12 protein-coding genes are annotated in these 16,033 nt (G+C 65.1%); 4 read left to right on the top strand and 8 right to left on the bottom strand.

Annotated elements, in window-relative coordinates; all coding sequences use genetic code 11:
- Positions 1 to 212 precede the first annotated feature (212 nt).
- The 3 genes from HMP06_RS09480 to HMP06_RS09470 all read right to left on the bottom strand — a co-directional run bounded on the left by HMP06_RS09480 (position 213) and on the right by HMP06_RS09470 (position 4,367).
- Entirely contained in the window at positions 213 to 1,430 is a 1,218-nt protein-coding gene (locus tag HMP06_RS09480) for an HD-GYP domain-containing protein (protein ID WP_269473428.1), read from the bottom strand.
- Positions 1,431 to 1,626: 196 nt separating this feature from the next.
- A complete protein-coding gene (locus HMP06_RS09475; RefSeq protein ID WP_176496866.1) occupies positions 1,627 to 2,922 on the bottom strand; it encodes an amidohydrolase family protein in 1,296 nt (431 codons plus the stop codon).
- On the bottom strand, positions 2,919 to 4,367 hold the full coding sequence (locus HMP06_RS09470) for an amidohydrolase (protein ID WP_232089582.1): 1,449 nt from the start codon (positions 4,365 to 4,367) through the stop codon (positions 2,919 to 2,921). The genes HMP06_RS09475 and HMP06_RS09470 overlap by 4 nt, the downstream gene beginning before the upstream one ends.
- A 243-nt stretch (positions 4,368 to 4,610) precedes the next feature.
- On the opposite strand from HMP06_RS09470, the gene HMP06_RS09465 reads away from it, so the two are divergent.
- A complete protein-coding gene (locus HMP06_RS09465) occupies positions 4,611 to 4,814 on the top strand; it encodes a hypothetical protein (RefSeq protein WP_176496865.1) in 204 nt (67 codons plus the stop codon).
- Positions 4,815 to 5,028: 214 nt separating this feature from the next.
- Here HMP06_RS09465 and HMP06_RS09460 read toward each other — a convergent pair whose 3' ends face one another.
- Both HMP06_RS09460 and HMP06_RS09455 read right to left on the bottom strand, forming a co-directional pair.
- On the bottom strand, positions 5,029 to 6,381 hold the full coding sequence (locus HMP06_RS09460; RefSeq protein WP_176495742.1) for an IS1380 family transposase: 1,353 nt from the start codon (positions 6,379 to 6,381) through the stop codon (positions 5,029 to 5,031).
- A gap of 172 nt (positions 6,382 to 6,553) precedes the next feature.
- Positions 6,554 to 7,714 carry an acyl-CoA dehydrogenase family protein gene (locus tag HMP06_RS09455; RefSeq protein ID WP_176496864.1) on the bottom strand — a complete coding sequence of 387 codons (1,161 nt, stop codon included), beginning with the start codon at positions 7,712 to 7,714 and terminating at the stop codon, positions 6,554 to 6,556.
- 152 nt (positions 7,715 to 7,866) lie between these two features.
- On the opposite strand from HMP06_RS09455, the gene HMP06_RS09450 reads away from it, so the two are divergent.
- On the top strand, positions 7,867 to 8,871 hold the full coding sequence (locus HMP06_RS09450; protein WP_176496863.1) for a fumarylacetoacetate hydrolase family protein: 1,005 nt from the start codon (positions 7,867 to 7,869) through the stop codon (positions 8,869 to 8,871).
- Positions 8,872 to 9,215: 344 nt separating this feature from the next.
- On the opposite strand, the gene HMP06_RS09445 is transcribed toward HMP06_RS09450, so the two are convergent.
- Positions 9,216 to 12,683: an error-prone DNA polymerase gene (locus HMP06_RS09445; RefSeq protein WP_176496862.1), complete on the bottom strand. Its 3,468-nt coding sequence runs from the start codon at positions 12,681 to 12,683 to the stop codon at positions 9,216 to 9,218.
- A 30-nt stretch (positions 12,684 to 12,713) separates the two neighbouring features.
- Here HMP06_RS09445 and HMP06_RS09440 point away from each other — a divergent pair, with 30 nt between their 5' ends.
- A complete protein-coding gene (locus tag HMP06_RS09440) occupies positions 12,714 to 13,028 on the top strand; it encodes a type II toxin-antitoxin system Phd/YefM family antitoxin (protein ID WP_232089581.1) in 315 nt (104 codons plus the stop codon).
- Positions 13,025 to 13,429, top strand: coding sequence for a type II toxin-antitoxin system VapC family toxin (locus tag HMP06_RS09435; protein ID WP_176496861.1), 405 nt, complete (start codon positions 13,025 to 13,027; stop codon positions 13,427 to 13,429). Before HMP06_RS09440 ends, HMP06_RS09435 begins: the two co-directional genes overlap by 4 nt.
- 8 nt (positions 13,430 to 13,437) lie before the next feature.
- Here the strand turns inward: HMP06_RS09435 and HMP06_RS09430 are convergent, their stop codons facing one another.
- Positions 13,438 to 14,955, bottom strand: coding sequence for a DNA polymerase Y family protein (locus HMP06_RS09430; protein WP_232089579.1), 1,518 nt, complete (start codon positions 14,953 to 14,955; stop codon positions 13,438 to 13,440).
- A gap of 274 nt (positions 14,956 to 15,229) precedes the next feature.
- Positions 15,230 to 15,997 carry an ImuA family protein gene (locus tag HMP06_RS09425; RefSeq protein ID WP_176498458.1) on the bottom strand — a complete coding sequence of 256 codons (768 nt, stop codon included), beginning with the start codon at positions 15,995 to 15,997 and terminating at the stop codon, positions 15,230 to 15,232.
- Positions 15,998 to 16,033: the final 36 nt, after the last annotated feature.

Here is a 16,033-nt window from a genome sequence, read left to right as displayed (position 1 = left end):
TGCATGTGCCATGGACGCACGCCTTGCGGGCGCACGGATGGCGGGGGGAGGATGACACCCCGCGTGAAAAGGGAAGTCCGTTAAAAAACGACCGAGGCGGAGCTTGGGCTGCCACTTATGGGCATGCCTAATCACGCTGCATGACGCCTCGATTGGGGCCACCTACTTGCGGGGCGGTGAAAAGTCAAGATCGCGCGAGTGGCGGGGCGCGCTTAGCGCTCAGTACGGTCCGTGCGCGATACCGGATTGAGACCCGTCAGCAAACGCTCCTTGATTTCCGGCCAGTTCGCCATCCCGTAATCGCACGGATCGGGTGTCTCGAGGATTTCCCTGCTCGTGTCGATTTCGGACAGGAAGAGCTCCGAGGGTTTAAGGAACAGCTCCTCCGCAATGTCGTAGAACACCTCCAGCCGGGCGCGGCCGGCGCACCGACCATTGTCGCGGATCATTGCAAGATGACCCGAGCGCAACCGGACGAGCATCCCGACCGGAAAGACGCAGATGCTTTTCATGAAGGTGAAGAGCAGGTCGGGATCGAAATGCCCCGCCCAACTGGCCATTGCCGCTACCGCAGCGATTGGGGAGGAGGGTGCCTTATAGGGCCTTTCCGAGGTCAAAGCGTCGTACACGTCGCAAATCGCCCCCATCCGCGCAGCCAGGCTGATGTCGTCCCCCGCAAGGCCGAAGGGGTAGCCGCTGCCATCGACTTTTTCGTGGTGGTGGAGGCAGACATCGAGCGCGGTTGGCGGGACATCCCCCGCCGACAGCAGCGCGTGTCCGATCGCTGGATGACCCCGCATCTCGTCCCATTCAGCGGCGGTCAGCTGACCGGGCTTGTTGAGTACGCCCTTTGAGATACGAATCTTTCCGATATCGTGGAACAACCCGCCAAGGCCCATCAGTCTGACCTCATCTTCGGGCAGGCCCAATTCACGGGCAAAGTTGATCATCAACGTGCCGACCGCGACCGAATGAAAATAGGTGTACGAATCGCGCGTCTTCAACCGCATCATGCCAAGCAGCATGGTCCGGTTGCGTTCCAGCGCCGCGGTGATCGACTCGACCACGGCGTCGAGGTCGTCGGACTGGATCCCCGTGCCGCGATGGGCGCCGTCGAAGACGGTCTTCATGAAGGTTCGGGCGTCGTCGGTGACGTGTTTGGCCGCCTTGAAATCCGCCGCGCGCCGTTCGGCCGCCTGGCGTACCAGCGCCCGGCGGCTGCGCCCGGCGGTGTCCGGTCGTCCGAGTGTGACGCAGCGGTTGAGGTCGATCACCACCGCGGCGACGTTGCTGTCCCGCAACTCTGCAAGCTGATCGGCGCGGGTGAGCAAAAAGCGCGAGCGCCAGAACGGCTGTTTCAGCCACGGTCCGTCAATCGCATGGACGTACATGCCGAGCGTCACGTCGTGCACCGGAATGCGCTTCAGCACGCGCGGGAAATCCACCGACGCTCATGGCCGGTCAAGACCACCCCACCCCGCAGATGCTTCACGTTCATGACTTTCTACGCCCATGCGGCGGGGCATGCCGCGCCCCATTCACCTCATTATAGGCGCGAGATCGCGAACCATGTTCTACGCGCGTAAGGGAAATCGGAGGATCGGCCGCAACGGAGCTTCCGTGCGGTTACCGCTCATACGCCTTCGGCAGCCCCCCTTCACCCGGCAGCATGTAGCGATCGCGCAAAGCATCCTGGCGCGTGCGCAGCGGCTGTTTCACACCGTCGATATAGACCGCCGCCACGCCGCTGCCGAGCTCGAGCGGATCGCCGTCCCAGATCACGACATCGCCGCGGCGACCGGCTTTCAGCGAACCAATCTCGCCGCCCATGCCGATCGCCTCGGCCGGCACCGAGGTGATCGCTGCGAAGGCGGCGTTCCAGTCGAGCCCGGTCGCGCCCGGCAGCTTGGTCAGCGCGACCAGATTGCCGGCATATTGCTTTTCGAGCCGCGCCTGGCGCGCTTCGTCATCGTTAATCGTGCCGATGCCGACCATGACGCCCGCCGCCTTCATCCGTCCGATGTTCGATTGCGTCGAACCGAGCTGATCGAAGCTGGCGGGCAAATCGGTCAGCGCGGAGGCGATGACGGGGATGCGCGCGGCGGCGAGTTCGGAGGCGACCAGCCAGCCTTCGGCGGCCCCGACGAACACCAGCTTCAGCGCCGGAAAATCACGCTTCAGATCGATCAGCGCCAGCATATCGGAGGCGCGCTCGACATGGATCAGCAGCGGCATCGTGCCGTTGGCGACCGGTACCAAAGCGGCGGCATCGGCACGCGTCAGTAGCGCGTCCTTGCCTTGGTCGGCATAGGTGGCGGGGCTGCGCACATAATCCTTCACTTGCGCCAGCGCGTTGCGGAACATCGCGATCATCGCCGGGCGGCTAGCGCCAGAGCGCGATCCGCCGCCGCCATATTCCATGAACTGGAAAGCGCGCGCCTTGGTGATCGGCGCGCGATCCGAGGCGAGATCGATCACCGCGCCCAAACCGGCGAAGATCGACCCGTCATTGTCGGGCGCTACAATGGCGCGCGTAATGCCCTCGGCGCGGTTGAGCGGGATCGAGGAGGTCGCGGGATTGACGGCAGGCGCGACATCGATGGCGGCGTGGAACGGACTGCCGCGCGCGGCGGTGTCGTTGGTTTCCTCGATCCCGTCGGATTCGACGATGCCCATGCGCGTGAAGCCCGCGACGATGCCGGGGGTGACCCATTTGCCGCCTGCATCGACGACCGGCATGCCGGCCGGGACTGCGACTGACTTGCCGGCAGCGATCACGCGCCCGTTTTGGACGACGACGGTGCCGCCCTCAATCGGTGCGGAGCCGTCACCGATGACGAGCTTGGCATTGGTGATCGCGACGCTTTGCGCGACGGCGGGGGTCGCGAGGAACGCGACGCTGAGGAGCAGGAGGCGCTTCACTTCACATCTCCCGAGCCGGGCTGGCCAAGTTCGAAATCGGACACCGGTCTCAACTTTGGATTGGATGAATCGTAGAGCAGGGCCCCGTCGATCCACACCTTTTCAGGCCGGGTATAGACGCTGAACGGATTGCCGTTCCACAGCACCACGTCGGCCATCTTGCCGGGTTTCAGGCTGCCGGTCTTGTCGGCGATGCCGAGCGCCTTGGCCGGGTTGTAGGTCAGCCATTCCCAAGCGACCGCGTCCGAAATGTCGATCCCGGCGCGCCGACCGGAGGCGAGCGCCTTGGCGACTTCCTGGTTCAGCCGCTGGATGCCGTTCGCGTCATCGGAATGGATCATCGCGCAGGCGCCGTTCTTTTGGAGCAAAGCGAGGTTCTCGCCGATCGCGTCGTACGATTCCATCTTGAAGCCCCACCAGTCGGCCCACACCGCCGAGCAGGTGTTGTTGGCCTTCAGGATATCGGCGATTTTATAGGATTCGACCGCGTGGTGGAACGCCGCGACATGATAGCCGAACTCCTTCGCCATATCCATGACGATGGCCATTTCATCGGCGCGGTAGCAATGGTTCTGGACGAGGATTTCGCCCGAAAGGACGCCGCGCAGCGTGTCCATTGCGATGTCGCGGCCGGGCGCTTCGCCGCCGTCTTTTTCGTATTTGTCCCATTTGCGCTTATATTCGACAGCCTTGGCCCAAGTCTGGCGATCGACCGCGACATTGCCCATCCGGGTCGCGGGCTGGCGGCCCTTGCTACCGTAGACGCGCTTGGGGTTCTCGCCGCACGCCATTTTCAGGCCGTACGGCGCGCCGGGGAATTTCATGCCCTGTTCGGTGCGGGCATAGACGTTCTTGATCACGACCGAGCGCCCGCCCATCAAATTGGCCGATCCGGGCAGGATCTGCAGCGTGGTGACGCCGCCATTGGTTAGCGCGCGGCTGAAGCCGGGGTCCTGCGGCCAGACGCTATGTTCGGCCCAGACATCCGCCGTGACCGGGCCGGTCGCTTCATTGCCGTCCGAATTGGCCTGGACGCCGGGCGAGGGATAGTCGCCGAGGTGGCTGTGGATGTCGATGATGCCGGGGGTCAGCGTCTTGCCGGTGCCGTCGATGACGGTCGCGCCCGCTGGCGCCGCGATGGTCTGGCCGAGCTGCACGATCTTGCCATCGGCGAACAGCACCGATCCATCGTCGATCCGCCCGCCTTCGCCGTCGAAGATCGTGACGTGGGTGACGAGCGTCGGCACGCCGGGATACGCCTTGTAGGTCGAGGGGAAAGGGTCGTGGCTATAGCCCTTGCCCATGCCGGGGCCGGGCTTGCTCGCGCTGGATGACGCAGTGGCAGGTTTCGCCCCGCCATCGGTGGCGCAGCCGGCAAGCAAAACCGTGGCCGCGACCGCCGTCTGCAACGCGCGACGGCGCGAGCCCAAAATCCGATACGCCATCTAGATCCCCTTACGTCCCAAACCCTGGGTTTCGAACAACATTCCGGGATTGGGCGATAGTGTCAATCGCTTGCCGGCAATTCTCCGGTGGCGCGGTGCAGCCGGAGCCTCTGGAAAAATTGTTGCGGATGCGAAAGAATCTCGTTGATCGAAAGCCTATTGCGTTGGTAGGCATTGTCCCAGGTCTATGGGGTGGCATCGGGGATGCCACTTGGGGGCCCGATAGTAATTGGAGATACGACCATGAAGAAAGTTTTCGCGATCACGCTGACCGCAGCAGTGGCACTCACGCTGGCCGCTTGCGGTGGCGGTGCGACCAACAACACGGTCGAGATGAACGTCAGCAACGAAATCGTGTCAAACGACATGGAGACCGGTGGCTTCGACAACGCAGTCGAGACCAACACGGTCGACGGCAATGCCGCTGTCGAAGGTAACGCGATGTAAGTCGCTACCCGCGACATCATCCTATTATGATTACGCCAGGTTTGCTCCCTAGCCTGATCTATTCACCGGCAGCGTTTCTCAGCCGATGGGTCAGCGCAGGCGTCGTGTAGCCGCAGGCAGGGCGCATGGGTCCCAAGCGCCTGTCTCATCGCGGGTTCACAGTTTGGGGCGGAGTTGATGGGCGGGGTTCGTTTGGCGGCCACTGCCGCATCGATCATGGTCCCGTGGTGCGCAAGTTGAGCGCGATGGATCGGAACAGCGCGGCATCGGGACAGGCGCTTGCGAAGGCGATGCGGATGCGGCTGGTGGTTTCGACGACGCGCGCGGCGACCTTGAGCAGCCGCAGGCGGATGGTCGCGAACTCGGCGGTGCGGAGCGTGGCGGTTGCGGGCATAGCGTGCCGCACGGCCCACATCAGCCAGTAGGCGGCGGTGTGAAGGATGAGCCGCATCTGATTGGCGTTGGCCGAGCAGCAGGAGGTTCGGTCGCTCTTCAGCTGCGTTTTATGCAGCTTGATCAAGTTTTCCGCCTGGCCGCGGGCGCAGTAAAGCGTGTCATAGATCCGTTCAGCGCTGCCCTCGGCAAGCGAGGTGACAACGAGGCGGATGTCGAGGCCGAGGCTGCTCGCCTCGATGCGAGCAACGACGCGACGTTCGGTATTCCCCCAGGTTTTCGCAGCGTAGCGCGTCTCTGCGTAACGCCTTAGTTCGACCAGTCCCTGCAATGCCCGGTCGGTCGCGCAGGCATCGCCTTCCCGAACGATGACGGGATCGGCGTGGAGCGTGCGGTTGCCGGGCAGCCCGAAGATGTAGTCGATTCCGTTCGCCTCGCACCAGGCCATCGGCTCTGGCCGACCGTAATGACCATCGCCGCGCAGCGTGATCCGGGTATCGGGCCAGTGGCGACGGATACGTCGCACGAGCCGGCGAACATGGCCGGCGACTTCCTTGCCCGACGGCGTTTTGCCGGTGCGCAGCAGCATCGCAACCGGCCGCCCGGTAGCGGTGTCGTAGACATGGATCGGCAGGAAGCAGCGCTCGCCGTAGTGGCCGTTCCAGAAAGAGAGCTGCTGCGCGCCGTGTACGACGTCGACGGTATCATCGATGTCGAGCGTCACCGCCGCAGGTGGCACGGGGTAGCTCGCGCAATAAAGGTCGACCAGCGTACCGGTCAGACGGATCAACTCGCGCGTAGTCGGCGCGTTTTCCCACCGGCTCATCGTCGGCTGGCTGGCCAGCCCGAACGGATCACCCGGCAGTTTGCCGAGCGCCAGCTTGAACCCTGGATCATGCCGCAGGGCGTCGAGATCATTGGCGTCTTCATACCCACACGAGATCGCGAGCATGCGGGCGCGCAAGATGTCGGCGACCCGGTGGATCACCCGACCCTGATCGCGCGGATCAGCGATGCAGGCGGCGAGCCGATCCGCGATCCCCAACCGCCGCTCGGCCTGTGCGAGCAGTAGCACGCCGCCGTCCGACGTCAGCCGACCGCCGTCGAACGCGGCGGTGATTTTTCGACCACGAATGGCTGGGAAGGTGAAGGAGAACCCACTATCGTCGGCCATGGCGGTCGTGGCACTTTCTGTCTGGAGCAGAGGGATGGCGTAAGCACCCTTTCTCTACTCCAAACCAAAGACTTAGACCACGATCGCCACCACCGATTATCGCTCCCGATGAATAATCCGGGCTAGGCGAAACCTCAAGGCCCGGCGGCATCCCCGCCGGGCCATTTTTATGTCAGAGCGAGCGCCCGATCAGTTCCTTCATGATCTCGTTCGTGCCGCCGAAAATGCGCGTCACGCGCGCCGCACGCCATGCCCGCGCAATCGGATATTCGTTCATATAGCCCGCACCACCGTGCAATTGCAGGCACTTGTCCATCACTTCCCATTGTAGGTCGGTGTGCCATAGCTTGGCGGCGGCACCTTCCTCATTGGTCAGCTCGCCCTTCAAATGGCGCGCGATCGCCCAGTCGAGGTGGGCCCAGCCGACCTGCAGCTTGGCCTTCAAATCCGCCAGCACGAAGCGCGTGTTCTGGAAATCGAACACCATTCCGGCGAACGCCTTGCGCGTCTTGGTGAATTCGACCGTCTCGTCGAACGCCTTTTGTGCCGAGGCCTGGACCGACACCGCGATGCTGAGGCGTTCCTGCGGCAATTGGCTCATCAGATAGATGAAGCCCTTGCCCTCTTCGCCCAGACAGTTGGTGATCGGCACGCGGACGTCCTCGAAAAACAGCTCCGACGTGTCGGCGGCATCCTGCCCGATCTTGTCGAGCTTGCGGCCCTTCTTGAAGCCATCGCGGTCGCTTTCGACCAGGATGATCGACATGCCCTTCCACGCGGGCTTCGCATCGGGATCGGTCTTGGCGACGACCAGCGTCAGATCGGTGTTCTGACCATTGGTGATGTACGTCTTGGAGCCGTTGATGACGTAGTGATTGCCGTCCTTCTTGGCGCTGGTGCGGATCGCCTGCAGGTCGCTGCCGGTGCCGGGTTCGGTCATCGCGATGGCGGTGATCACTTCGCCCGAGACCATCTTGGGCAGCCATTGCTGCTTCTGCTCTTCCGAGCCATAGGTCTCGATATAGCCAGCGACGATGTCGGACTGGAGCGAGAAGCCTGCGGGCACGCCGTTATACGCCATCTCTTCATCGACGATCGCGTTATAGCCGAAGTCGAGACCCAGGCCGCCATATGCCTCGGGTGCAGTCGGGCAGAGCATCCCGATCTCGCCCGCCTTCATCCAGAAGGATTTGGGGACGAGCTTGTTCTCTTCCCATTCGTTGACGTGCGGCACGCCTTCCTTTTGCAGGAAGCTGCGCACGGTCTGGCGGAACGCCTCATGATCCTCGTTATAAGCGAAGCGGCCGGGGACGGTGTCGAGCGTCGATGACATGGGATAGGTCCTCTCTTGCAACTTTGTTTTGAGGTGTGTGCGGCGAGTTTCCGGGAGCGTCAAGCGTAACTCTTCGTCGCCATCCGTGCGTTCGCGGGGATGACAAGCGAGGCGAGTGGGTTATGCTTGGGAAAACCGTTAGGAGAGTGCGCGTGAAACTTGCCAGCCTCAAATCGGGTCGCGACGGGCAACTCGTTGTCGTATCGAACGATCTCGCCTGGTGCGCGGATGCGGCGCACATCGCGCCGACGCTGCAGGCCGCGCTCGACGATTGGGATCGGCTGCTGCCCGATCTGCAAAATCTGGCGACCGACCTGGAACATGAGATGATTCCGATGCGGCGCTTCCACGAACATGCCGCCGCGTCGCCGCTGCCGCGCGCGTATCAATGGGCTGATGGCTCGGCGTACGTGAACCATGTCGCTTTGGTGCGGCAATCGCGCGGCGCCGAATTGCCCGACAGCTTCTGGCACGATCCGCTGATGTATCAAGGCGGCTCCGACGGTTTCCTCGCACCGCGCGACCCGATCCCGTTCGCGGAAGAGGAGCTGGGCTGCGATTTCGAGGCCGAAGTCGTGGTCGTCACCGGCGACGTGCCGCTGGGCGCGAGCCGCGACGAAGCATTGGCCAGCGTGCGACTGGTCGGGCTGACCAATGACGTGAGCTTGCGCCATCTCATCCCCGGCGAACTCGGCAAGGGCTTCGGCTTCTTCCAGTCGAAGCCGGCCAGCGCCTTCTCACCGGTGTTCGTGACCCCCGATGCGCTCGGCGATTGGTGGCAGGACGGCAAGCTGCACCGGCGGCTGTGCGTCGATCTCAACGGCACGCCGTTCGGCCGCGCCGATGCGGCCGTCGACATGACCTTCGATTTCGGCACGCTGATCGCCCATGCCGCCAAGACGCGCGCGTTGTGCGCAGGCACGATCATCGGGTCTGGCACCGTCTCCAACCGCGACGCCGATGGCGGCCCGGGCAAGACGATCGCCGAGGGCGGCGTCGGCTATTCGTGCCTCGCCGAATTGCGCACGATCGAGATGCTCCGCACCGGCAGCCCGCACACGCCGTTCCTGGCCGCCGGCGATACCGTGCGCATCTGGGCCGAGGACGACAAGCGTCACCCGATCTTCGGGGTGATCGAGCAGACGGTGGTCGGCTGAGGGGCTAAAACACTAACGCCTATTTTGCTTTTCTCTTGTGTCCTTATCGAAGTCGGTGGACAAAGATGAAGGCGGTTAGGAAGAGTCACTCGCAGCCCTTGTGGAAGGGGCCGCTCTCGGCATCGCGCTCTTCCTAACCGTCGCCAGCATCCTTGGACCGGACACCGGTAGAGTGGCCCAATAGGTCACTCCCGCATGATTGTATGGCGAGTCGAACAAATAGCCAACCATGAAGGCAGGCCATTTCCATCCATTGGTCTCGAGCTTAGTGACCGCGCAATTCGAGACGGCCTCTTGGAAAAACGAAATACAAACTGAAATTCGGCAATGCCAAGAGGTTCAGCTCAGTGGAAGTCGTGGCTCTTGATCGGGATCACGGGCTCAGCGCGCTCGCGGTAATGATAGTCGGTGCGGGAGTCGGGTTTCCACTCGGGCTTTCTATCGCGCGGGTCGATCGTGCCGCCATGCGTCGCGCCGTCGCCGGGCATGGTCATGTTGGGCAAATCCAAGTCGCCGATCTGGCGGAGTAAGCCGGTCAGATCGGTAATGCGGTCGGCGATGACGTGGATCGTGCCGCTTTCGCATTGCACGCGCCCCGTGATGCCGAGCATCGCCGCGCCCATCACGGTGCGGCGCTGTGCTTCGAACCGGTCGGGCCACAGGATCGCGTTGGCGATGCCGGTTTCGTCCTCCAGCGTGACGAACACCACGCCTTTCGCACTGCCGGGGCGTTGCCGCACCAGGATCAGCCCGGCGACTTCAACGCGGGTGCCGTCCTTGATCCGTTTCAAATCGCCGCAGCGCGTGATGCGCCGTGCATCGAGCGTGTCGCGTAGGAAGCTGACCGGATGCGCGCGCAGCGACAATTGCGTCGCGCGATAATCCTCGACAACTTCGCGGCCCGCGGTGAGCGCGGTGAGCGTGACCTGCGGCTCGGCGGCGGATTCGGTTGCGGCGAAGAGCGGGAGTGGTTTCTCGCCGAGCGCCTTGATCGCCCATAGCGCCTGCCGACGATCGAGCCCGAGGCCATGGAAGCCATCGGCCTGCGCGATCTTTTCGAGCGTGCCGCGCGAGACGCCGGTGCGCCGCCACACATCCTCGACCGAGGCGAACGGGCGCGCGGCGCGGGCGATGAGGATGCGGCCCGCTTCTTCGCCGGAGAGGCCGAGGACGATGCGGAGGCCGAGGCGGAGGGGGAGTCTTTCTTCTCTCTCTCCCCTTCGGGGAGTTTCGGGTCGGATCGTCCCCCGGACGATCCTCGACCGTGCGGGGCACGGTCGACCCGAAACTGGTCGGGGAGAGGGGCTGTGCTGGACGCTACCGTTGATGACTGCCCCTCTCCCGACTTCGCTGCGCTCGTCCGCCCTCTCCCCGGCGGGGAGAGGGAGTAAGGTCGTATCCCAATCGCTGCGGTTCACGCACACCGGCTCAATCCGCACTCCATGTTCGCGCGCATCGCGGACGATTTGCGCAGGCGCGTAGAAGCCCATCGGCTGCGCGTTGAGCAGTGCTGCGCAGAACACGTCAGGATGATGGCATTTCAGCCAGCACGAAGCATAGGCGATCTTGGCGAAGCTCGCGGCGTGGCTTTCGGGGAAGCCGTAGCTGCCGAAACCCTCGATTTGCTTGACCAGCCGTTCGGCGAAATCTTGGCTGATGCCGTTGCCGAGCATGCCCGAGATCAATTTATCGCGAAATTCGCCGACGCCGCCGGTCTGCTTGAACGTCGCCATCGCGCGGCGCAGCCGGTCGGCCTCGCCAGCGGTGAAGCCCGCACCGACGATCGCGACTTGCATCGCCTGTTCCTGGAACAGCGGCACGCCGAGCGTTTTCTTGAGCACGGATTCGAGCGCGGGGCTGGGATAGTCTATAGTGTCGGGCCGCCCGGCGAGCCGGTTGGCGCGCTGCTGCTCGCGGCGTTTGAGATAGGGGTGGACCATGTCGCCCTGGATCGGGCCGGGCCGCACGATCGCGACCTGGATGGCGAGGTCGTAGAAATTTTCCGGGCGCATCCGTGGCAGCATCGACATTTGCGCGCGGCTTTCGACCTGGAAGGTGCCGAGCGTGTCGGCCTTGCAAATCATCGCGAAGGTCTTGGCGTCATTGTCCTGCAAGGTCGGGCTGTCGAGGCGGAGGTCGACGCTCTTGTGTGCGCGCAGCAAATCGAGGGCGCGACGTATGCAGCCGAGCATCCCGAGGCCGAGGATATCGACCTTCATCAGGCCAAGCTCCTCAATATCGGCTTTCTCCCATTCGACCACGCGGCGATCGATCATCGCGGCGGGTTCGATCGGCACCAGTTCGTCGAGCCGACCGTGCGAGAGGACGAAGCCGCCGGGATGTTGCGACAGATGGCGCGGCGTGCCGATCAACTGCGTCGCCAGATCGAGCGCGAGCGCGAGGCGCGGTTCGGTCGGATCGAGATTGAGTGCTGCGACATGTTCCTCGGGCACGCCCTCGCTCGACCAGCCCCACACTTGCGAGGCTAAAGCGGCAGTCATGTCCTCGGGCAAACCCAGCGCCTTGCCGACTTCGCGGATCGCGCCGCGCGAGCGGAAACGGCTGACCACCGCGGTCAGCGCGGCGTGGCGTTCGCCATAGGTTTCGTAGATCCACTGGATCACTTCCTCGCGCCGTTCATGTTCGAAATCGACGTCGATATCGGGCGGTTCCTGCCGCTCGGTCGAGATGAAGCGTTCGAACAGCAAGGTGTGCTTGACCGGATCGATCGAGGTGATGCCGAGCACGAAGCAGATCACCGAATTGGCCGCCGAGCCGCGCCCCTGGCACAGGATTTCCTGGCTGCGTGCATATTGCACGATCGAATGGACGGTGAGGAAATAGGGCGCATAGCCCATCGTCGCGACGAGTTGGAGTTCATGCTCCAGCAGATCGGTATAAGCGGGCGGCGGGTTGCCGTCGAAGCGTTCGGCGAGCGCGCTGCGCGCCATCGTCGCCAGCGCGTCCTGCGGGTTCTTGCCGCTGATGACGATTTCGTCGGGGTAGCGATAATGCTGCGTCACGTCGCGCAGCGAGAAGGTGCAACGCTCGACGATCGCGGCGCTGGCGGCGAGGGCTTCCGGGAAATGCCGGAAGCGGCGTGCCATTTCGGCCGGGGCCTTTACATGCCGGTCGGCGCTGCGTTCACGGCGAAAACCGAGTTCGTCGATCGTGCAGCCGTGGCGGATCGCGGTGATGATATCCTGCAGCATCCGCCGATCGGGCGTGTCGTAGAGCACGTCGCCGGTCGCGAGCGGGGTGAGGCCGAAGCGCCGCGCGGTGGCGGCCAGATCGTGCAAACGCTGCGCATCGCCGGGGCGGCGGTGCTGCGTCAGGCAGACGTGCCCGCGGTTTGCGAAGACATCCGCCATCCAGCGCAAGGCGAGCGGATCGCCGGGATCGGACAGGCCGGGCACCAGCGCCGCGACGAGGCCCGCGGCATGTTCCGCCACATCCTCCCAATGCAGGAAACATTGCCCTTTCTCGCCCTTTTGCGGATCGGCGCGGCCCTTGCCGAGCGTGAGCAGCCGCGTGAGGCGGCTCCAGGCGGCGCGGTCCTCGGGCCAGACGAGCAGCGAGGTGCCATCGACCAGATCGAGCCGACAGCCGACGACCGGGCGGATGTGGCAGCCGATTTTCGCCAGTTGCTCGCACGCGTAGAGCGCACGGACCACGCCGCCGACCGAATTGCGGTCGGTAATGCCGAGCGCAGGCATTCCGTAGATCACCGCGGCCTTGATGAGGTCCTCCGGCGACGACGCCCCGCGCAGGAAGGAGAAATGCGTGGTGACGTGCAGTTCGTGGTAGCTCATTGCCGCAAACCGGCGAAGTGACTATAGGAAGTGACCAGTTCGGCGGGAGTAGCGCACGTGACGAAAATGATGGGTGCCGCAGAGTTCAAGGCCAAGTGTCTGGCGGTGCTGGACGAGGTGCAGGCGACGGGCGAGTCGATCACCATCACCAAGCGTGGAAAGCCGGTGGCGACGGTGTCGCCATCGGTGCCGCCGCAGGCGGAGCCGCGGGCTCCGTTGTTCGGCGCGATGAAGGGAACGATCAAAATTCTGGGCGACATCGAGGGCCCGATAGACCCCGATTGGGAGGCGAAGTGGGACGCCAAATGGGACGAACGTTTGCGGGATGACGGCCTGTCCCGATGATCCTGCTGGACACCAATGCACTGATCTGGTTGGCGGAGGGCACAAGCGGCCTCGGACCTAAAGCACTTCGAGCGATCGAAGAACAGCGCGAACGTCGAATGTCGGCGATGGTCGCCTGGGAATTGGCGATGCTGGTCGATAAACGGCGCATCGCGCTCGAAAGTCCGCTGGAAATCTGGCTCGATCAAGCGATGCGAACGTATCAGATTGTCGAAGTGCCGGTCACCGGCGCGATCGGTCGCGATGCGGGGGGGCTGCAAGGCAATATCCACGGCGATCCGTGCGACCGGATCATGATTGCCACGGCGCGGGTGCTGGGATGTCCGCTCGTTACGTCGGATCGCGCGATTCTGCGCTATGCAGCCACTGGTCATCTCAAGGCGATCGATGCGCGCCAGTAAGGCCGCGCTCATCCGAACGATCCGTGCATGAACCAGGCGAGGTCGCCGCTTTCGCTGCGTTCGCCGTCGCCGCGGCGGAACAGCCAGAAGCGTTCGCCGACGTCGTCCTCGACCCGGAAATAATCGCGCACGCTGTGGCGCTCGGTCGCGCGCTTCCACCATTCGCCGGTGATCCGCTCGGGGCCGTCGGCGCGCACCACGCGGTGCGTCGTGCCGCGCCAGGTGAAGCGGCGCGGGGGCTGATCGGGCAATTCGGCGAGCACATTGTCGAGCAGCTCGGGCCGCCGCAGCAGCCGCACCGGGCGCGGCCAGCGCGGGTGCCAGGGATGCACGTCGGGCGAACGGTCGAGCTGGCGCACATCGTCAGCCTTCAGTTTGGTAATCGCGCGGGCGGGGGGATCGAGCGGCGCGACGGCAAGGACCGAGCGTTCGGGCACGTCGCTTTCGTGCGGGGTGGTGCGCCACAGATGGTCTGGCCCGATGCGATTGGCGAGCGTGTCGATCAGCGGCGCGAGATCGGGCGCGCGATCTTCCAGCGTTTCGGTGAAGGCTTGCGCGCCGAGTGGATCGGCGCGGCGGACGTGGAGCGTGAGCGCGTCGATCCCGTAGCCCGGAGCTATCTCCTCGATCCGCCGCAGCGTCAGGCGCAGCAAATGCGTGGCATCGCGGGTCGGGCGGGCGAGGCCGATGCGCAGGCGTTGGGGCACCCCGTCGATCCGGTCGGCGACCAATTCGATCGCGCGCGCGCCTTGTCCTGCTTGCGCGAGTGCGGTGACGAGGCGGGGCATCAGATCGCGCAGCCAATGCTCGATCGCGTCGGCGGTGGCGATCGGTTCGGCGAAGCGCTGTGCCACGACGATCGCTTCGGGCGGGATGATGGGGTCGAGCGGTTCGGGGAGGCGTCCTGTGGCTTGGTCGAGCCGGGCGATCAGCGCGCCGCCGAAGCGCCGGGCGAGCGGGGCGCGGGGGAGGGCGGCAAGCTGCCCGACGGTGTCGACGCCGAGGCGCTTGAGCAAGTCGATCGCGCGTTCCTCGAGTCGGAGTGCTGCGGTGGGGAGCGGGGCGATCGCGTCGAAATGCGCGGCGGGTTCGCAGATTTGCGGGGCGTAGCGCGCGAGTGCCCAGGCGGCACCCGGCGTATCGGCAACGGCAAGGCGTGCGGTGAAACCGGCGCGCGCGAGCAGGCGCACGATGCCGCGCGCCATCCGCGCCTCCCCGCCGAACAGATGCGCGGTGCCGGAGATGTCGAGGAACAGGCCGTCTTCGCCGGATAGGGCGACGATCGGGCACCAGCGCCGCGCCGCCCGCAGCGCGAGATCGCGTAAGGCGGCGCGGTCGCGCTGCGGATCGGCGGGACGGAGGTCGAGCTCGGGCACCAGCGCGCGCGCTTGCGTCGCCGCCATGCCAGGGTTGATCCCGAGCGCGCGCGCCGCGGGGGAGGCGGCGGCGATGACGAGTTTGTTGCCTTGTTGTTGGGTGGTGACGAGGGGGAGAGGGGCTTCTCTACCAATGCTATTTTTCGTCACCCCGGCCCTGTGCCGGGGTCCACTCCTCAACGCGGAAGGCAGAGCGTGCTGCGCGGTGGACCCCGGCACAAGGCCGGGGTGACGGTGTATTTGTGGGGCATGGTTCTGCCCACCCGCCCGCGCATCCCTGACCGGTGTCGCGCCCTCGTCCGGGGACATCGGCTTGAACGGATGCGCGCTCTCGCTCCGTGCCCAGCGCGCACCGGGACGCCAGCCGCCGACATGGGGGGCGGCGGGTCGGGCAGGGTCGGACGGCCCCACTGAAAGCACGGCCTCAGGCGGCGCGGCGATACGCTCGGCCTGCGCCGTCAGCCGAACGATCCGTTCGATCGGCCAATCGGGCAGGTAGAGCGAGGCGACCCGTTTCATCGCATGCCTCCATCGTCCATTCGGCGGATTCGCCGCCGCGTTGGCGGACCAGCTCCACCCCCCACATCGCGCGTCCGACTCCCGCCGCTCCGACCGGCAGTGCTGCCGAGGGGGCGGACGCGATCCGCCAGCGCGTCACGGCGGCGGACGGGACGGCGAGCGGATTGCCACCGCGCCCCCCTTTTCCGGTCTGGTCAGAAGCCGCCCGCGCATGGCGTTTCAACAGCAAGGCGATCGTTTTGCCGCCCTCCGCCGCCAGTTGCAGGCGGCGCGTATTGGGCATGGCGGCGCGCTTCACTTCGCCGACCACCGCGCCAAGGCCACGGTGACGCAGCCCTTCCTCCATCAGGGCGAGCAGTTCGGCATCGTCGGCGGCCTCGGCATAGATCAGCCGTTCGGGTGCGAGCCCCGCTTGATAGAGGCCGGGCGCGAACAGATCGCGCCGTCGCACCACCCACAGCACCGGCCCCCAGGCGCGCGCCGCGATCCCGGCCATGAACAGCGTTGCGGCGGCATCATCCGACGGGCTGGGGCTGGCGGCGGCGATTTCGTGGAGCGAATCGAGCCGCAGACCGCCCGTCGCCAAGCGCTCGTCGATCGTAGCGATCCCGAACGGCAGCACCGGGCGCCGACGCAAGCCGTCGCCCGCGACCTTCTTCAGGCTTTCGCGCAATTCGGCGACGATTGCGGCATGGGGACGGGCGGCGGA

This window comes from Sphingomonas sp. HMP6 (genome assembly GCF_013374095.1).
Taxonomy (GTDB): domain Bacteria; phylum Pseudomonadota; class Alphaproteobacteria; order Sphingomonadales; family Sphingomonadaceae; genus Sphingomonas.
Note: the sequence above shows the minus strand (reverse complement) of the source record. Positions and strands in the feature narration are given on the sequence as shown.